This is a genomic window from Streptomyces sp. NPDC034099 (assembly GCF_055575415.1).
Window position 1 is genome coordinate 122,068 of the sequence record NZ_JBVISR010000016.1, and the last position, 18,292, is coordinate 140,359.

Annotated in this window: 17 protein-coding genes and 2 riboswitches; of the genes, 6 read left to right on the top strand and 11 right to left on the bottom strand. The window is 70.0% G+C overall.

Annotated features, from left to right (window positions below):
• Positions 1-41: 41 nt before the first annotated feature.
• The 8 genes from ACZ56V_RS34095 to ACZ56V_RS34130 form a co-directional block, all read right to left on the bottom strand.
• Positions 42-1,433, bottom strand: a complete 1,392-nt coding sequence (locus ACZ56V_RS34095) for an ABC transporter ATP-binding protein (RefSeq protein ID WP_468947477.1) — start codon at positions 1,431-1,433, stop codon at positions 42-44.
• A 23-nt stretch (positions 1,434-1,456) separates the two neighbouring features.
• A complete protein-coding gene (locus ACZ56V_RS34100) occupies positions 1,457-2,554 on the bottom strand; it encodes an ABC transporter ATP-binding protein (protein ID WP_104633331.1) in 1,098 nt (365 codons plus the stop codon).
• Complete coding sequence (locus tag ACZ56V_RS34105; protein ID WP_356367450.1) at positions 2,551-3,549, bottom strand: ABC transporter permease; 999 nt, start codon at positions 3,547-3,549, stop codon at positions 2,551-2,553. The genes ACZ56V_RS34100 and ACZ56V_RS34105 overlap by 4 nt, the downstream gene beginning before the upstream one ends.
• Positions 3,550-3,657: 108 nt before the next feature.
• On the bottom strand, positions 3,658-5,457 hold the full coding sequence (locus ACZ56V_RS34110; RefSeq protein ID WP_356367449.1) for an ABC transporter substrate-binding protein: 1,800 nt from the start codon (positions 5,455-5,457) through the stop codon (positions 3,658-3,660).
• A 70-nt stretch (positions 5,458-5,527) separates the two neighbouring features.
• Positions 5,528-6,535 carry an ABC transporter permease gene (locus ACZ56V_RS34115; protein ID WP_104633328.1) on the bottom strand — a complete coding sequence of 336 codons (1,008 nt, stop codon included), beginning with the start codon at positions 6,533-6,535 and terminating at the stop codon, positions 5,528-5,530.
• 315 nt (positions 6,536-6,850) lie between these two features.
• On the bottom strand, positions 6,851-7,648 hold the full coding sequence (locus tag ACZ56V_RS34120) for an enhanced serine sensitivity protein SseB C-terminal domain-containing protein (protein WP_104633327.1): 798 nt from the start codon (positions 7,646-7,648) through the stop codon (positions 6,851-6,853).
• Positions 7,649-7,815: 167 nt separating this feature from the next.
• Positions 7,816-8,583, bottom strand: a complete 768-nt coding sequence (locus tag ACZ56V_RS34125; protein ID WP_468947481.1) for an enhanced serine sensitivity protein SseB — start codon at positions 8,581-8,583, stop codon at positions 7,816-7,818.
• Positions 8,584-8,662: 79 nt separating this feature from the next.
• A complete protein-coding gene (locus ACZ56V_RS34130; RefSeq protein WP_398918021.1) occupies positions 8,663-9,331 on the bottom strand; it encodes an AAA family ATPase in 669 nt (222 codons plus the stop codon).
• A gap of 177 nt (positions 9,332-9,508) precedes the next feature.
• Positions 9,509-9,602: riboswitch (glycine riboswitch) on the top strand.
• A riboswitch (glycine riboswitch) is annotated at positions 9,603-9,718 on the top strand.
• A 39-nt stretch (positions 9,719-9,757) separates the two neighbouring features.
• Here ACZ56V_RS34130 and gcvT point away from each other — a divergent pair.
• The 5 genes from gcvT (at position 9,758) to ACZ56V_RS34155 (ending at position 15,689) form a co-directional block, all read left to right on the top strand.
• Positions 9,758-10,891, top strand: coding sequence for a glycine cleavage system aminomethyltransferase GcvT (gene gcvT, locus ACZ56V_RS34135; RefSeq protein WP_468947483.1), 1,134 nt, complete (start codon positions 9,758-9,760; stop codon positions 10,889-10,891).
• Positions 10,892-11,003: 112 nt separating this feature from the next.
• Positions 11,004-11,381: a glycine cleavage system protein GcvH gene (gene gcvH, locus ACZ56V_RS34140; RefSeq protein ID WP_356371595.1), complete on the top strand. Its 378-nt coding sequence runs from the start codon at positions 11,004-11,006 to the stop codon at positions 11,379-11,381.
• 13 nt (positions 11,382-11,394) lie between these two features.
• Positions 11,395-12,657, top strand: a complete 1,263-nt coding sequence (glyA, locus tag ACZ56V_RS34145; RefSeq protein WP_398918025.1) for a serine hydroxymethyltransferase — start codon at positions 11,395-11,397, stop codon at positions 12,655-12,657.
• Positions 12,658-12,756: 99 nt separating this feature from the next.
• Positions 12,757-14,124 (top strand): L-serine ammonia-lyase, encoded by a 1,368-nt coding sequence (locus ACZ56V_RS34150; RefSeq protein ID WP_467383510.1) that lies wholly within the window; start codon positions 12,757-12,759, stop codon positions 14,122-14,124.
• A gap of 155 nt (positions 14,125-14,279) precedes the next feature.
• Positions 14,280-15,689 (top strand): MFS transporter, encoded by a 1,410-nt coding sequence (locus ACZ56V_RS34155; protein WP_467383646.1) that lies wholly within the window; start codon positions 14,280-14,282, stop codon positions 15,687-15,689.
• Positions 15,690-15,765: 76 nt separating this feature from the next.
• Here the strand turns inward: ACZ56V_RS34155 and ACZ56V_RS34160 are convergent, their stop codons facing one another.
• Entirely contained in the window at positions 15,766-16,500 is a 735-nt protein-coding gene (locus ACZ56V_RS34160) for a D-Ala-D-Ala carboxypeptidase family metallohydrolase (RefSeq protein ID WP_398916957.1), read from the bottom strand.
• A 179-nt stretch (positions 16,501-16,679) separates the two neighbouring features.
• Between ACZ56V_RS34160 and ACZ56V_RS34165 the strand changes: the two genes are divergently transcribed.
• A complete protein-coding gene (locus tag ACZ56V_RS34165; protein ID WP_398916960.1) occupies positions 16,680-17,237 on the top strand; it encodes a glycoside hydrolase family 25 protein in 558 nt (185 codons plus the stop codon).
• Positions 17,238-17,245: 8 nt separating this feature from the next.
• Here the strand turns inward: ACZ56V_RS34165 and ACZ56V_RS34170 are convergent, their stop codons facing one another.
• Together ACZ56V_RS34170 and ACZ56V_RS34175 are read right to left on the bottom strand one after the other, a co-directional pair.
• Positions 17,246-18,013, bottom strand: coding sequence for an NADPH-dependent F420 reductase (locus ACZ56V_RS34170; protein WP_467383645.1), 768 nt, complete (start codon positions 18,011-18,013; stop codon positions 17,246-17,248).
• A 49-nt stretch (positions 18,014-18,062) separates the two neighbouring features.
• Positions 18,063-18,275: an EF-hand domain-containing protein gene (locus ACZ56V_RS34175; protein WP_003973534.1), complete on the bottom strand. Its 213-nt coding sequence runs from the start codon at positions 18,273-18,275 to the stop codon at positions 18,063-18,065.
• Positions 18,276-18,292 lie beyond the last annotated feature (17 nt).

The window sequence follows — 18,292 nt, forward strand, 5'->3', positions numbered from 1 at the left end:
AAACGAAGGCAGGGGCTCGCTGTCGGATGAGGTGGGCGAGGTCACTTCTCCTTGGCGGGAGGCTCCTCGGTGGGAGACTCCTCGGCGGCCGGCTCGTCACCGTCCGACGTGGCACCCTCGGACGCCTCGGTCTCGGACGCCTCGGTCTCGGACGCCTCAGCCTCGGACGCCTCAGCCTCGGACGCCTCAGCCTCGGACGCCTCGGTCTCCGACGCCCCGGTCCCGGTCGCCTCGGTCTTCGCGGCCTCGGACGCCTCGGTCTTCGCGGCCTCGGACGCCTCGACCTCCGCGGCCACCGCCGCCGAGGTCGCCGCCGACTCGGCCAGCGCCTCCTCGGACACCAGCTCCGCGGCCTCCTTGGCGGCGCTGAGCAGGACGACGTCCTGCGGAGCCTGGTCCTCGAAGTTCTCCGGGTGGTGACAGGCCACCTGCTGGCCCGGTCGCAGCTCCTTGAGCGGCGGCTCGGTGGTCGTGCAGATCTGCGTCGCCTTCCAGCACCGGGTGTGGAAGCGGCAGCCGCTCGGCGGGGAGATCGGCGAGGGCACGTCGCCCTTGAGCAGGATGCGCTCGCTCTTGGCCGACTTGCGGGCCGGGTCCGGGATCGGGACGGCCGACATCAGCGCCTTGGTGTACGGGTGCATCGGCGACTTGTAGAGCAGGTCGCGGTCGGCCAGCTCCATGATCTTGCCGAGGTACATCACCGCGATGCGGTCCGAGACGTGCCGCACGACGGACAGGTCGTGCGCGATGATCACGTACGTCAGGCCCAGCTCGCTCTGGAGGTCGTCGAGCAGGTTGACGACCTGGGCCTGGATCGACACGTCGAGCGCGGAGACCGGCTCGTCGGCCACGACCAGCTTCGGGTTGAGCGCGAGCGCGCGGGCGATGCCGATGCGCTGGCGCTGGCCGCCGGAGAACTCGTGCGGGTAGCGGTTGTAGTGCTCGGGGTTGAGGCCGACCACCGACAGCAGCCGCTGCACCTCCTTCTTGACCCCGCCCTCGGGCTCGACGCCCTGGAGCTTGAACGGGGCGCTGACGATCGTGCCGATGGTGTGGCGCGGGTTCAGCGAGGAGTACGGGTCCTGGAAGATCATCTGCACGTCGCGGCGCAGCGGACGCATGCCGCCGACCCCGAGGTGGGTGATGTCCTTGCCCTGGAACTCGACCTTGCCCGCGGTCGGTTCGAGCAGCCGGGTGATCAGCCGGCCCATGGTCGACTTGCCGCAGCCGGACTCGCCCACGACGCCCAGCGTCTCGCCGGCCCTGACCTCGAAGTCGATGCCGTCGACGGCGCGGACCGCGCCGACCTGGCGCTGCAGCAGGCCCTTCTTGATCGGGAAGTGCTTCTGCAGCCCGGTCACCTTCAGCAGCGTGTCGCCGGGGGCGGCGTCCTTGGTGAGGGTGGTGCCGCTGGTCTGTGCGGGGATGGTCACCGCTTTGTCCTCTGCCTGGTCGCTCACAGCTTCGGCGCAATCTCTTCGGTCCAGATACGCTCCCGCTGCTCCTGCGACATGTGGCAGGCGGCCCAGTGCTTGCTGCCGACCTCGGTCAGCTCGGGGCGGACCGTGCGGGTGACGTCGTCCTTGGGCACGTCGGCGTACGGGCAGCGCGGGTTGAAGGCGCAGCCGGACGGGAGGTTGATGAGGGAGGGCGGCGAGCCCTTGACCGGGATGAGGCGTTCCTGCTGGTCGCGGTCGAGCCGCGGCATCGAGCCGAGCAGGCCCCAGGTGTAGGGGTGCCGGGGCTCGTAGAACACCTTCTCCGCCGGACCGCGCTCCACGCACCGGCCGCCGTACATCACCAGGAGGTCGTCGGCCAGCTCGGCGACGACGCCCAGGTCGTGGGTGATGACGATGACCGCGGAGCCGAACTCCTTCTGCAGGTCCCGGATGAGGTCGAGGATCTGCGCCTGGACGGTGACGTCCAGGGCGGTGGTCGGCTCGTCCGCGATCAGCAGCTCGGGGTTGTTGACCAGCGACATCGCGATCATCGCGCGCTGGCGCATACCGCCGGAGAACTCGTGCGGGTAGCTGTCCACCCGCTTGTCCGGCTGCGGGATGCCGACGCGGTCGAGCATCTCCACCGCGCGGCGCTTGGCGGTCTTCTTGTCCACCTTGTGGTGGATGCGGTACGCCTCCACGATCTGCTGGCCGATCGTGAAGTACGGGTGCAGCGCGGACAGCGGGTCCTGGAAGATCATCGCCATCTCCCGGCCGCGCAGCTTGCGCACGTGGTCGGGGTCGGCGGACAGCAGCTCGGTGCCGTCCAGCCAGATCTCGCCGGATATCCGTGCCTTGCGCTTGCCGTACTGGCCGGCGGTGTGCAGGCCCATGATGCCGAGCGAGGTCACCGACTTGCCGGAGCCGGACTCGCCCACGATGCCGAGGGTCTTGCCCTTCTCCAGCTGGAAGGAGAGCCCGTCGACGGACTTGACCAGGCCGTCGTCGGTCGGGAAGTGGACCTTGAGGTCGCGTACTTCCAGGAAGGCGGTCGGCGCGGGCGAGGCGCCGGTGGGCTCGCCCACCGCTGCCCCGCTCTTGCTCAGTTCGGTCATGCGAGCCTCACTCGGGGGTCGATCACGGCGTACAGGACGTCCACCACGAGGTTGGCGATCAGCACCGCGAGAGAAGTGATCAGGACGACGCCCAGGATAAAGGGCAGGTCGTGGTTCTGGATCGCGTCCAGCACCTTCTGGCCGAGGCCGGGGAGGCTGAACGTGGTCTCGGTCAGGATCGCGCCGCCCATCAGGGCGCCGAGGTCCATGCCGAGCATGGTGAGCAGGGGCGTCAGGGTCGAGCGCATCGCGTGCTTGCTGATGACGACCTGTTCCTTGAGGCCCTTGGCCCGCGCGGTGCGGATGTAGTCCTCGCCGAGGATCTCCAGCATGGTGGCGCGGGTGATCCGGGCGTACATCGCGGCGTACAGGAAGGCCAGCGTGATCCAGGGGAGGATCATGCCGCCGATCCAGCCGCTGAAGCTCTCCTCGAGCGGCACGAACTCACCGTCGATCCAGCCCAGACCGTAGGAGAAGATCGCCAGGCTGAGCAGGCCGGTGAAGTAGATGGGGAGGGAGACACCCGCCAGGGCGACGACCATCGCGCCGCGGTCCCACAGCGTGCCGCGCTTGAGGGCGGAGAGCACACCGGCGGCCACACCGAAGATCAGCCACAGCACGGCCGCGCCGAGCGCGAGGGCCAGGGTCACCGGGAAGCGCTCGGTCAGGACCGGCCAGACGGACTGCTCGGTCTTGAAGGAGTAGCCGAAGCAGGGCGCGGCGCAGTGGGTCACGTCGCCGCCGGCCGCGTAGGTGCGGCCCGCGAAGATGCCCTTGAAGAACTCCCAGGCCTGGACGAAGACCGGGTCGCCCAGACCCAGCTTCTCCCGCACACCCTCGACGGCGGCGGGATCCGCCTGCTTGCCGACGAAGTTCAGGGCGATGTCGACCCCGGCCCACTTGGGGACGAGGAAGAAGATGCAGAAGACCACCAGGATGATGACCACGAGCATCACTGCGGCGGCGAACAGCCGCCTGATGAGGTAAGCGAGCACGGGTTGCGGCCCGCTGCGTCCCGCGGGCCGCCGGAGATTGTCCGACGGCCCGCGGTCACGCCGCGCCGGCCTTCACCTGCCTTTCGTGCCGTACGGCGGGTGTACCGGTTACTTCTTGGGGTTCTTCAGGCCGATGTTCACGAAGTCGTACATACCGCTGTAGGCGTCGGTGGTGTACACGTTCGCGATGTTGCTGGAGCGCCAGTTGATGAACTTTTCGAAGACGAAGGGCAGGTAGTACCCGCCTTCCATCACCTTGTGGTTGATCTCCGTGGCGATCTTCTGCTTGCCCGCGTCGTCCTTCGCGGTCAGGTAGTCGGCGAAGAGACCGTCGATCTTCGGGTCGTCGATCATCGCGAAGTTGTTGTTCGCGCTGTCGAGGATGTAGTCGCTGTGCCACAGCGGCAGACCGTAGCCCTGCACGGACGGGAAGTCCGGGCCCCAGCCCATGATGATGATGCCGTAGCCCTTCTTCTTCACGTTCGTGGGGCTACCGATGACGCTGGCGTACTGCGAGCCGTCGTACTGGTCGATCTCGACGTCGATGCCGACCTTCTTCAGCGAGGCCTGGAGGGACTCGGCGGTGGCGACCTCGACGGGCTTGTTGTTGCGGACCGCGATGGTGGTCTTGAAGCCGCTGGGCTTGTTGCAGGCCTTCAGCTCTTCCTTGGCCTTCTCGACGTTGCCCTTCTTGTTCGCACCGGCCATCTCGTACGGGTCGTACTTCTGACCCTCGGAGCCCGGGACGGCGGGCGGCAGCATGTTGGTGCCGATGTCGCCGCCGGCGACCGGGCCACCGCGCGCGGTCTGCAGGGAGACGTGGTCGGCCCCGTAGAGCACGGCCTTGCGGCAGTGGATGTTGTCGAACGGCTTCACGTTCTGCGGGAAGGCCGCGTACCGGATGTAACCCGAGACCGGGTTGTCCAGGTTCTCCTTGTGCTCGTTCAGCGCCGTGGTGCGACCCTGCGGGGACAGACCGGTCTGGGCCAGGTCGATGTCGTAGTCACCGGCGATCAGGCGGGCGTCCAGGTCGTTGGCGTTGGTGAAGAACTTGATCGTGATCTTGTCCGGGTACGCCTTGCGGACCGGGTCCGAGCTCTGCTTCCACTCGGTGTTGCGGACCAGGGTCAGGTCCTTGCCCGGGTTGTAGGACTGGAACTTGTACGGGCCCGAGGAGAACGGGTGCAGGCCGTACTTGGACTTGGTGTCCTTGTCCTGGCGGACCGGGGACGCCGAGGTCAGCGCGAGCATCTCCTCGAAGTCCGAGTTGGCCTGCGGCAGGTGGAAGACGATCGTCTTGTCGTCCGGCGTCTCGATCGCCTTCAGACCCAGCTTGTCCTTGGACTTGTCCTTGTACGGGCCCTGGTACTCGTCCTTGGGGTCGAGCACCTCCTTGAGGTACGTCGGACCGCCGGACAGCACGTCCTGCGCCCACACGCGCTCGATGCCGTACTTGACGTCCTTGGAGGTGATCGGCTTGCCGTCCTCCCAGGTGATGCCGTCACGCAGGGTGTACGTGTAGGTCTTGCCGTCTTCCGAGACCTTGGCGACGTCGGTGGCGAGGTCGGGGGTGACCTCGGCGCCGGTCTTCCCCGGCTCCGTCTTGTTCGTGACGAGCTGGCGGCTGTAGTAGCGGGAGAAGTTCCACATGAAGCCGTAGTAGCCGCGCGTGGTGTCCCACGAGTCGGCGTCCTGCGTGCTGGCGTACTTCAGCGTGCCGCCCTTCTTGGCCTCGGAGGCCTGGGCGACCTTGTTGTTGGCTGCGTCGAAGCCGGCCGCGCCGTTCTTCGAACCGCTGCCGCCGTCGTCGCCGCCGCCGCCGCACGCCGCCGTGGTCAGCAGCGCGGCGACCACTGCGGCAGCGGCCAAAGCCTGCTTGCGCCGCCCTGAGGTGCGTTGGGTAGTCACGATCTCGGATCCTCCGGATTAGATGAGAGACCCCGTGCAGGTGCCACGGGTCGCTTTGCGGTACGGCAGGTCAGCGGGAACCCTTCGGGTCCAACGCGTCGCGCACGCCGTCACCGAAGAGGTTGAAGGCAAGAACGGTGATGAAGATCGCCACACCGGGGACCACCATGTACATGGGGTCCGACTTGTAGTAGTCGATCGCGCTCGAGAGCATCTGCCCCCAGGACGACGTGGGCGGCTTGACGCCTACGCCCAGGAAGCTGAGCGCCGCCTCGGTGAGGATGTTGGTCGGGATCATCATCGTCGTGTAGACGATGATCGGCGCCACCAGGTTGGGCAGCAGTTCCTTGAACAGGATGTAGAACCGTCCGGCCCCCAGCGACCTGGCCGCCTCGACGTACTCCCGTTCACGCATCGAGAGGGTCTGACCGCGGACCACGCGACCGATGTAGGGCCAGCCGAAGAAGCCGATGACCACGATCATCATCAGCAGACGCACGCCCGTGCCGCTCAGCCCCAGCATGGAGTCCGGCATCACGGAGACCAGGGCGATGATGAACAGGAGCTGCGGGAAGGCCAGCAGGCCGTCCATGATCCGGCTGATGAGGGAGTCGACCCAGCCGCCGAAGAAGCCGGCGAGGACACCCAGAACGGTGCCGATGACCACGGCGACCATGGCGGACAGGAAGCCGACGAGCAGCGAGATCCGGGCACCGTGGACGATACGGGCGAAGATGTCACGGCCGTTGACCGGCTCCACGCCGAGCCAGTGGTCGCCGCCGACGCCGCCCAGGGAGCCCCTGGGCGTGCCGAACAGCGGGTCGATCATGTCCTCGTTGTACGCGTTGGGCTCCTGCCCGTACAGGGAGGTGATCAGGGGCGCGAAGACGGCGACCAGGATGAGGAGCAGGACCACGATGCCGCCGGCGAGGGCCAGCCTGTCCTTCTTCAGGCGCTCCCAGGCGATCCGGCCCAGGGAGCGCCCTTGTACCGACTTGGCTTCGGCGCCGGCGACCGCCGCTTCCTCTGCCGCACTCGGGGCCGCTTCCGCGGTCGGCTCGTGCAATGGTGCCGTCATCTGGCAGGGACCCCTCTCAACCGGCGGTAGCCGGCCCGCACTTGCCGCTGTAGCGGCGTGATCAGTCCGTCGTACAAAGAGGCGAGCATCCACCCCTTGTTGCGGGAGTCTTCAACGCTTTGGCGATCTGTAGCCAGACTTGACGGGGAATGGATGCGCAACCGTGATGCTGTTTGAGGTGTTCCGTTATCCGGACAGTGGGTAACGGGGGCCGGACACGGGCGAGTTGGGACATCGGGGACAAGGGGGCGCTTTGCGTCCTCATCTACGCGCGAAGATCGCCTCGTCCGGCGGGGTCCGCGGATCCCGCGGCCGTCAGTACCGGCTACCGGCCGGAGGGTATCCGTACCCGCCCGCCGGCGCCTGGGCGGGGGCGGCCGCGTGGGCCTCGCGGTCGTAGAACGGGCGCGCGTTGGCGCGCAGCCACAGGGCGACCGGGTCGTGGGCGTCGGTCATCGCCACCGTCGACACCGGCAGCCCGTCCGGCACGGCGCCGACGGACTGCTGCATCATCGCGCGCACCGCGTCGACGGCGGGCGGTGAGGTGTCGTACACGTCCAGGCCGATGGCGAGGTACGGCGCCCCCAGCGCCGGCTGCACCCAGGCGCGTCGCAGCGCGCGGACCGCCGGGGTGCGGTGGGCGTTCTGCGCGAGCAGGGCGTAGAACTGGGGGATCTCGATGGCCGGTTCGGACAGCCGCAGGGGCCCGGCGGGCTGGCGGTCCAGGCCGGAGGCGATGCGGCGCAGGTCGAGCCAGGGGATGCCGACACCGCCGCCGGGGGCGTGCGGGTTGAGCCACAGGCCGTAGTGGTCCGGATAGAGGGCGCGGGCGACCTCCAGGCCGTCGACCACTTCGTACGACCGGTTCCAGCCACTGGCGGAGAGCTCCTGGGCGGAGGTCACGCAGGGGGCGTAGCCGTAGCCCTCGACCTCCATGTTCCCGTACTGGGCGTCCGGGGAGCCGGCCTGGCCGTGCCACAGCAGCATCCAGACCTGGCCGGAGGTGGGGCTGGCGAGGGCGCGCAGCAGGGCCTCGTAGGCGTCGTAGCGCCCGGGCGTCACCTGGCGCAGCATGTGCTCGACCTGTCCGGTCGTGGTGCCGCTGGCGCTCACGTGTATCGCCCCTTCGAGAAGTTCCCCCGGTGTCGGAACCAGCTTAAGGCTCCGCCGGGGGCGGGGGGCCTATGAGCTCGGGGTGTGCTGTCCGTTGGAGGGTGCGGGTTCGTTGTGGCTTGTCGCGCAGTTCCCCGCGCCCCTGAGTGGGTTTTCCCACCCGGTGTTTACAAGTCACCGTTGTAGAACGGCCTGACCCTCTCCCGCATCCAGTCGCAGACCGGGTCCTGGGCTGCTTCCAGGAGGATCAGGTTGACCTGCCACTTCAGGGGGGACTTGGCGAGGGCGCGGCCGAGGGCGTCCAGGGGGAGGGCGCGGGCGTCGCCCTCCCAGTGGGTGAGTTCGACGCCGACGAACAGGACCGGGTCGGCGGTCTCGACGGCGGCCAGGCAGCGGCGCGCGCTGCGGACGACGCCGATGGCGGCGAACTCGGCGGAGGCCGCGGCCAGGAAGTCCACCGGGTCGTCCTGCCAGTCCGGCTCGAAGAGGCGGACCCGGCCGCCGGAGGAGGGCCCGTCCAGCGGGGTGCGTCCGGCCCGGCACAGCTCGGCCACGGCGGGCGGCGGCAGCGGGATGCCGACCACGCCCTCCGGGTTCACCGCGATGCCGACCTGCGGGGGCAGGCCGCGGGCGAACTCCGCGGCGGGGGCGATGGTGTACGCCATGTGCGCCCCCGCGACCTGGCGCAGCTGCTCCTCCGAGCTGAACACCGGCACATAGGCCTGGCCGTCGATCTCCAGCGAGGGCAGGTCGAGGGGGCCGCTGTGCGGGCCTCCGCCGTTCGGCAGGGGTATCCACAGGAAGCTGCGGCCGAGGACCTCCACGATCCGGCCACCGGCCGACGGGATGCCGAGGGAGGCGGACAGCACCTCCTCCAGCTCGTTGCCTGGCCATCCGCCGTGCGGGTGGGGGTGCGCCTGTGCCGGGAAGTCCATCTGCCTACCTACCGCCTGCCTGGTACCGCCGTTCGTGGCTGAAAGGCTAACCCGTTCGATCCCGGGGCCCTACCCTGCGTCACCCCGTGAAGGCGATGCGGCGGAGGGTGTCGGCCGCCGCCCGGTCGAGGACCACCGCGGAGGCGCAGCCGGCGGGCAGGGAGCCCTCGGTCACCGCGCGCAGCAGACGGGAGTTGGCCGTGCGGTGCCGCAGGAACGCGTACCGCGAGACGCCCCGGCCGCGCTCGCGCTGGCCGGCCAGGGCTTCGCCGGGAGCGACGTCGAGGAGCAGCAGGTGCAGGGTGCCGTCCCGGCGGCGGGCCTCGCGGGCCAGCCAGCCGCGCACCCAGGCCTGGGTGCCGCAGTCGTGCACGACCACGCCCTCGCCGGAACGCAGCGCGCGGCGCAGCCCCGCGTAGTGGGCGAGGCGGACGAGGGGGCGGTAGAGCGCGTACGGCAGGAAGCGCGGCATGCGGCGCTCCCAGCGGTCGCGGGTGTCCTGGGAGTCGATGCGGCCGCCGCGCACGGTGCGCCGCATCAGCGTGGACTTGCCGCTGCCGGGCAGGCCGGTGATCACCACCAGGTCCCGGGGTCCGAAGAGCAGGGCGTGCGGGCTGCGGCCGTCGCGGTCCCTCAGGTCGCGGACGACGGGTGCGGTCAGTGGGGCACATGCCTCGGGGGCCGGAGCGGCGGGCTGCTTGGGCAGCGCGAGTCCGGAGGTCGTGGCGTACGCCGTGGTCCTGTTCACCGTGATCGTCCTCCCCTGGGGCGGTACACGAGTACCTCCCCGTCGAGTGTAAAGAGAAGGTAATGCGCGGGTCTCGCGTTTTCGTTCGCTTACTGCCACAAGCCGGTTACAGATCACGGTCTGCCACGGATGAGCCAGGCGTGCAATGATGGCGGCGCCAACTGCATACCGGCCGTTTGAATCCGCGCGGGAGAGTCCCCGGCCGCGCCGGGGCGCCGAAGGAGCAAGTCCCTCCCTTGAATCTCTCAGGCCCCGTTACCGCGCGGGCGAGGCACATCTGAAAAGCGGACCGCCCCCGACGGCGGTCCCACCCAAGGTGCAAGCCCTGATCGCCGTACTCCGGTGGCCGTGGCGAACCTCTCAGGTTCCGATGACAGATGGGGAGGACCGACCTCGCCACGTCCTGTCCTGGGAGACGACCGACCGATGAGCAGTACCGAACCGCGCCGTACCGCGCTCGATGCCACGCATCGCGCCCTGGGCGCGACGATGACCGACTTCGCCGGCTGGGACATGCCCCTGCGCTACGGCTCCGAGCGCGAGGAGCACGTCGCGGTGCGCGCCCGCGCCGGTCTCTTCGACCTCTCGCACATGGGTGAGATCACCGTCACCGGGCCGCAGGCGGCCGAGCTGCTGAACTACGCGCTGGTCGGCAACATCGGCAGCGTGAAGCCGGGCCGGGCCCGCTACACCATGATCTGCCGCGAGGACGGCGGCATCCTGGACGACCTGATCGTCTACCGCCTCGGTGAGACCGAGGCCGCCCCCTCCGACTACATGGTCGTCGCCAACGCCTCCAACGCCCAGGTCGTGCTGGACGCGCTGACCGAGCGGGCGGCGGGCTTCGACGCCGAGGTGCGCGACGACCGCGACGCCTACGCGCTGCTCGCCGTGCAGGGCCCCAAGTCCCCCGGGATCCTGGGCAGCCTCACCGACGCCGACCTGGACGGCCTGAAGTACTACGCCGGGCTGCCCGGCACGGTCGCCGGGGTCCCGGCGCTGATCGCGCGCACCGGCTACACCGGCGAGGACGGCTTCGAGCTGTTCGTGAAGCCGGAGCACGCCGTCGAGCTGTGGCAGGCGCTGACCCGGGCGGGCGAGGGCGCCGGACTGGTCCCGTGCGGTCTGTCCTGCCGGGACACGCTGCGCCTGGAGGCCGGCATGCCGCTGTACGGCAACGAGCTGTCGACCGCGCTGACGCCCTTCGACGCCGGTCTGGGCCGGGTGGTGAAGTTCGAGAAGGAGGGCGACTTCGTCGGGCGCGCCGCGCTGACCAGGGCCGCCGAGCGGGCCGCCTCCGAGCCGCCCCGCGTCCTGGTCGGCCTGGTCGCCGAGGGCCGCCGGGTCCCGCGCGCCGGGTATCCGGTCGTCGCCGGCGGCGAGGTGATCGGCGAGGTCACCTCCGGCGCCCCGTCCCCGACGCTGGGCAAGCCGATCGCCATGGCGTACGTCGACCCCGTGCACGCGGCCCCGGGCACGGAGGGTGTCGGTGTGGACATCCGGGGCAGCCACGAGCCGTACGAGGTCGTGGCGCTGCCGTTCTACAAGCGCCAGAAGTAGACACTGGGCGGCGCCGGCCCCCTGTGTCCCGGGCGGCGTCGGTTTCCGTGTGACGTACCGCCCCACCACCCCCTTCACCAGCCACTTCCTCGCGTACAGGAGAATTCAGGCCATGAGCAACCCCCAGCAGCTGCGCTACAGCAAGGAGCACGAGTGGCTGTCGGGCGCCGAGAACGGCGCCTCGACGGTCGGCATCACGGAGCACGCGGCCAACGCGCTCGGTGACGTCGTCTTCGTCCAGCTCCCCGAGGTGGGCGACTCGGTGACCGCGGGCGAGACCTGCGGCGAACTGGAGTCGACCAAGTCCGTCTCCGACCTGTACTCCCCCGTCTCCGGTGAGGTCACCGAGGTCAACGAGGACGTCGTCAACGACCCGTCCCTGGTCAACAGCGCCCCCTTCGAGGGCGGCTGGCTGTTCAAGGTGCGGATCACGGACGAGCCGGCCGACCTGCTCTCCGCCGACGAGTACACCGCCTTCACCGCCGGCTGAGGAGTACCGACCCATGTCGCTTCTGAACACCCCCCTGCACGAGCTGGACCCCGACGTCGCCGCCGCCGTCGACGCCGAACTGGACCGCCAGCAGTCCACCCTCGAGATGATCGCCTCGGAGAACTTCGCCCCGGTCGCGGTCATGGAGGCCCAGGGCTCGGTCCTCACCAACAAGTACGCCGAGGGCTACCCCGGCCGCCGCTACTACGGCGGCTGCGAGCACGTCGACGTGGTCGAGCAGATCGCCATCGACCGGGTCAAGGCGCTCTTCGGCGCCGAGCACGCCAACGTGCAGCCGCACTCGGGCGCCCAGGCCAACGCGGCCGCGATGTTCGCGCTGCTCAAGCCCGGCGACACGATCATGGGTCTGAACCTCGCCCACGGCGGGCACCTGACCCACGGCATGAAGATCAACTTCTCCGGCAAGCTCTACAACGTCGTGCCCTACCACGTCGGCGACGACGGCCAGGTCGACATGGCCGAGGTGGAGCGCCTCGCCAAGGAGACCAGGCCGAAGCTGATCGTGGCCGGCTGGTCGGCCTACCCGCGCCGGCTGGACTTCGCCGCCTTCCGCAAGGTCGCGGACGAGGTCGGCGCGTACCTGATGGTCGACATGGCGCACTTCGCCGGTCTGGTCGCCGCGGGCCTGCACCCGAACCCGGTCCCGCACGCCCACGTCGTCACCACCACCACGCACAAGACCCTGGGCGGCCCGCGCGGCGGTGTGATCCTCTCCACGGCCGAGCTGGCCAAGAAGATCAACTCCGCCGTCTTCCCCGGTCAGCAGGGTGGCCCGCTGGAGCACGTGGTGGCCGCCAAGGCCGTCGCCTTCAAGGTCGCCGCGAGCGAGGAGTTCAAGGAGCGCCAGGGCCGTACGCTGGAGGGTGCCCGCATCCTGGCCGAGCGCCTGGTGCGGGACGACGCGAAGGCGGCGGGCGTCTCCGTCCTGACCGGCGGCACGGACGTCCACCTGGTCCTGGTGGACCTGCGCGACTCCGAGCTGGACGGGCAGCAGGCCGAGGACCGCCTCCACGAGGTCGGCATCACGGTCAACCGCAACGCCGTCCCGAACGACCCGCGTCCGCCGATGGTGACCTCCGGTCTGCGCATCGGTACGCCGGCCCTGGCGACCCGCGGCTTCACCGCCGAGGACTTCGCCGAGGTCGCGGACGTGATCGCCGAGGCGCTGAAGCCGTCCTACGACGCGAAGGCCCTCAAGGCCCGGGTGAAGGCCCTGGCCGACAAGCACCCGCTGTACCCGGGTCTGAACAAGTAGACACCGCGCCCGAGGGGTGGGGCGCCGCATCCGCCACAAGCGGCCGGGCGCCCCACCCCTCGGCACCCCTCCGCACCACCCCCGTTCTGAGGAGTCCCCGTGGCCATCTCGGTCTTCGACCTGTTCTCGATCGGCATCGGCCCGTCGAGCTCGCACACGGTCGGCCCGATGCGCGCGGCCCGCATGTTCGCCCGCCGCCTGCGCAACGAGGAGCTGCTGGACTCCGTCGCCTCGGTCCGCGCCGAGCTGTACGGCTCGCTCGGCGCCACCGGCCACGGCCACGGCACCCCCAAGGCGGTGCTGCTCGGCCTGGAGGGCGACTCACCGCGCACGGTCGACGTGGAGACGGCCGACGACCGCGTCGAGACGATCAAGACGTCCGGCCGCATCAGCCTCCTCGGCGAGCACGAGATCGCCTTTTCCTACGACGACGACATGGTCCTGCACCGCCGCAAGGCACTCCCCTACCACGCCAACGGCATGACCCTGTGGGCGTACGACGCGCAGGGCGCCGAGGTGCTGACCAAGACCTACTACTCGGTCGGCGGCGGCTTCGTCGTCGACGAGGACGCGGTGGGCGCGGACCGCATCGTGCTCGACGACACGGTGCTCAAGTACCCCTTCCGCACCGGCGACGAGCTGCTGCGCCTGGCCCGGGAGACGGGCCTGTCCATCTCCGCGCTGATGCTGGAGAACGAGCGTGCCTGGCGCGACGAGGACGAGATCCGCGAGGGCCTGCTGGAGATCTGGCGCGTGATGCGGGCGTGCGTGGAGCGCGGCATGACCCGCGAGGGCATCCTGCCGGGCGGCCTGAAGGTCCGCCGCCGCGCCGCGAACACCGCGCGCAAGCTGCGCTCCGAGGGCGACCCGCAGGCTCTGGCGATGGAGTGGATCACGCTCTACGCGATGGCCGTGAACGAGGAGAACGCGGCCGGCGGCCGGGTCGTCACCGCCCCGACCAACGGCGCGGCCGGCATCATCCCGGCGGTCCTGCACTACTACATGAACTTCGTGCCCGGCGCCGACGAGGAGGGCGTGGTCCGCTTCCTGCTGGCCGCGGGCGCCATCGGCATGCTCTTCAAGGAGAACGCCTCCATCTCCGGCGCCGAGGTCGGCTGCCAGGGCGAGGTCGGCTCCGCCTGTTCGATGGCGGCCGGCGCCCTCGCCGAGGTGCTCGGCGGCTCCCCGGAGCAGGTGGAGAACGCCGCCGAGATCGGCATGGAGCACAACCTCGGCCTCACCTGCGACCCGGTCGGCGGCCTGGTCCAGATCCCCTGCATCGAGCGCAACGGCATGGCCGCGGTGAAGGCGGTCACGGCGGCCCGGATGGCGATGCGCGGCGACGGCTCCCACAAGGTGTCCCTCGACAAGGTCATCAAGACCATGAAGGACACCGGCGCCGACATGTCGGTCAAGTACAAGGAGACGGCGCGGGGCGGGCTCGCGGTGAACATCATCGAGTGCTGACCGGCCGACGCGACCGGGGAGGCGGGGACGCCTGGACGTCCGGGCGTGTGGGCGTGCGGGCGTGCGGGCGTCTCACATCGTGACATCCGCTTTCCGAAAAACAAGACGGCTGAGATCGTTGCAGGTCCCATGTTTCGCGCGTGAAAGACCGAGCCATGCCCGCACCGGCCTCCGGCCCAGCCCCCCAGACACCCGTCAACCCCCGGTCGCGAGTCCTCATCGCCAGCCTCATGGGCACGACGATCGAGTTCTACGACTTCTACATCTACGCGACCGCCGCCGTCCTCGTCTTCCCGAAGCTCTTCTTCCCGAGCAGCGACCCCACCACGGCACTGCTGTCGTCGTTCGCGGTCTTCGGCGCCGCGATGGTCGCCCGGCCGATCGGCGCCGTCTTCTTCGGGCACCTCGGTGACCGGCTCGGCCGCAAGAAGACGCTGGTCGTCTCGCTCCTCACGATGGGCATCGCCACCTTCCTCATCGGCGCGCTGCCGACCTACGCGCAGGCCGGCTGGGTCGCCACCGCGCTGCTCGTGCTGATGCGGCTCGCGCAGGGCTTCGCGCTCGGCGGCGAGTGGAGCGGGGCCGCGCTGGTCGCGACCGAGAACGCGCCCCGGGGCAAACGCGCCCTGTACGGGACCTTCCCGCAACTGGGCGCCCCGCTCGGCTTCATCATCGGCAACGGCCTGTTCCTGATCATCGGGGCGCTACTGCCCTCCACCGCCGGCGCCGACCCCACGCAGCCGTCCGAGGCCTTCGCGAGCTGGGGCTGGCGCATCCCGTTCCTGTTCTCCGCCGTGATGGTCGCGATCGGCCTGTGGGTGCGCTCGCGGCTCGTGGAGTCCACGGTGTTCGCCAGGACCCGGGAAGCGGGGAAGGTGCGGAAACTGCCGCTGGCCACGGTCGTCCAGGGCCACTGGCGGCAGCTGGTCCTCGGCACCTTCATCATGCTGGCGACGTACGTGCTCTTCTACCTGATGACCACGTTCTCGCTGAGCTACGGCCGCGCCGCGAAGGACGCCGACGTGCCGGGGCTCGGCTACAGCTACACCACGTTCGTCCTGATGATGATCTTCGGCGTGCTGTTCTTCGCCGTCTTCACCCTGGTCTCCGGCCCGCTCGCCGACAGGTACGGGCGCCGCACCACCCTGGTCTGGATCACCGCCGCGATCGTGGTCTTCGGTCTGGTCTGGGTGCCGCTGATCGGTCTGGGCACGCTCGGCGTGGTGCTGTGGCTGGTGCTCGGCTTCACGCTGATGGGCATGACGTTCGGCCCGATGGGCGCGCTGCTGCCGGAGCTGTTCCCGACGAGTGTGCGCTACACCGGGTCCGGCATCGCGTACAACGTCAGCTCGATCCTCGGCGCGGCCGTCGCCCCGTTCATAGCGGTGGCGCTGTGGGAGGCCGGGGACGGATCGCCGTGGCTGGTCGGCGTCTACCTCTCCGCGATGGCCGTGCTGACCCTGACCGCCCTGCTGCTCGGCAAGGAGACCAAGGACGTCTCCCTGGACGAGGGCGAGCCCGACCCCGCCGAGGAGAGCCCCCGGGCGGCCGCGGTCGCCTCCTGAGACCCCTCGTCCGCCCCGGCGTTCACCACCGCCGTACGCCGAGCGTGTCCGCGCCCGGCGTACGGTCACCGGTGGCTCAGATGCCGCAGTTCGGGGCCGACCAGTAGGGCGACGGGTCGAGGGCCACGTGGGTGTGGTCGTTGTGGTCGGGGTAGCCCGGGCCGAGGATCTCCGAGAAGCCGTGGGTCCTGGCCTGCTGGGCGAGCCGGCAGAAGCTGGGCGAGCCGGTGAGGTCCGCGGCGTCGCCGTAGAGGTGGCGGCTGGTGGACGAGCCGCCCACCGCGCTGTTGCAGGCCCGGGAGCGGAAGCCGCTGGAGATCGTGAGCGGTACGTCGCCGAGGGCGTGCCGCATCGCCTCCAGCTTCCACATGGTCTTCAGCGCGTTCGACTTGGCGGTGGCGGCGGAGACCGCGCCGCCGGACCAGTCCGAGTTGCACTTGTTGAGCTCCGCGTAGGTGAAGTGGACGGGGGTGCAGTCCGCGTCCTGGAGCGCGTAGATCTTGCTGAAGGTCGCGGCGCCCGCGACGCCGTCCGCGCCGAGACCGTAGGCGGCCTGGAACTTCTTGACGGCGGCGGCGGTCCGGGCGCCGTACTGACCGTCGTAGGAGAGCCGTTCGCCGGAGGTGACCCAGCCGGCGACGCGGATCTGGAGCTGCGTCACGTCGCTGCCGGAGGAGCCCTGGGAGAGGGTGCGGTTCCAGGTGTAGCAGGAGTCGGCGTGGGCGGCGCCGGCGGTGGCGCCCACCCCGACCGCCGCTCCAGCCATGAGCATGACAAATGAGAGAAGGAGACGTGACACGCGTCTGAACATCCCGGCCTCCCGACCGTCGAGTCGTCCGTGCACCGGAGCCCAGCGTGGGGCACCGCGCTACGCGCGTCAATGGCGCCGAGGCGAAGCGAAGTCGACGTTTCCGCTTCGGGCAGGGATCACCCGTGCCATCGTGGGGAATAAGCAACTCCCGTCCCCCCACCGTCTTTCAGGGAGGCTCCATGCTGCGTGGCATCGACGTCAGCGCGTATCAATCCTCCAGCTACGACACGGACGGCCTCTCCTTCGTCTTCGTGAAGGCGACGGAGGGCCGTTCGTACGTCAACCCCAAGCTCTCGGCCCAGACGAAGCGGGCCCGCGACGCCGGACTCGTCGTCGGCTTCTACCACTTCCTGTGGCCGGGCAACCTCACCGCCCAGGCCGAGTACTTCGTCTCCAAGGCCCCGGACCGCAAGGGTGACATCCTCGCCGTCGACTGGGAGACGAACGGCGAGGGCACCCATCCGAGCAACGCGGAGAAGGACAGCTTCATCCGCAAGCTGAAGGCGCTGCGGCCGGACAACAGGATCGTCCTCTACTGCAACCGGCACTTCTGGCTGAACGTCGACACCACCTCGTACGCCGGTGACGGCCTCTGGATCGCCGACTACGTCTCGGCGGGCAAGCCGCGCATCCAGGCCAAGTGGCGCTTCCACCAGTACACCGACGACCCGGTCGACACCAACGTGGCGGACTTCGCGAGCAAGGCCGCGCTGAAGGAGTGGGCCCAGAGCGCCTGAGGGCGGGGTCAGCCCCGGAAGGCCGCGGGCCGCTCCGGGGACGCCTGCGCCAGTGCCTCGGTGACGCCGTCGACGCCCTCACGCAGGCCGTAGACCGGGGTGTCGGGCTGCTGGCGCCAGGAATCGTCGATGCCGCCGGCGTCGACGGTGTCGAAGCCCAGCTCGTCGATGAGGGCGCGGACCTTCGCCTTGGCCGCCTCGTCGTCGCCGGCCACCGGGAGCGCCATGCGGTCGGGCGCGCCGGCCGGACGGGGGCGGTCGAGGATGTCCTGGGCGTAGGTGCCGTTGAAGGCCTTGACCACCGGGTGGCCGAGGTGGCGTTCGGTCCAGCGGCTCTCGGTGAGGCCCTCGTCCTCGATGCCCGCGATCCGGCCGTCCCGCTGCTGCGGGTAGTAGTTGCCGGTGTCGATGACCGCGACGCCGTCGGCGGCCCCGTCCAGGACGCCGGACGGCAGGTCGGGGATCGCCTTGAGGGGGATCGTGACGACCACGACCTCCGCGCCCCGCGCCGCCTCCTCGACCGGTACGGGGGTCGCCCCGGTCTCCTCGGCCAGAGCGGTGAGCGTGTGCGGGCCGCGGGAGTTGGCGACGGAGACGTCGTGCCCGAGGGCGGTCAGCCGCCTGGTGAGGTTGCCGCCGATGTTGCCCGCGCCGATGATGCCGATCTTCATGTTGCTGACTCGCCTGGCCCTTCGGAGGTCGTGTCGCGCGGAGCCCGGCGGCTCGCGCCCGTGACCAGCTCCAACCTCCGGCCGGGGTGGGCTATTCCGTGCCAGGGGCGCCCGTCCGGGTGACCGGTGGGCGCCCCTTTCGCCGCGGTGTCGCCTACTTGTTCAGGTGGGCCCAGAACTCGTCGAACGACAGCTGCTTGTCGCCGTCGAGGTCGCGGCCGGCGATGATCGCCTCGGCCACCGACTCGGTGACGTTCCAGTCGCCGCCCTGGGCGAGCGCGGTCTTGAACTCGGCCGCGGTGATGAGGCCGTCACCGTCCGTGTCGATCCGCTCGAACTGCTTGCGTGCTTCCTCGATGTCGGCCACCGGTCCGCCCCTCGTTC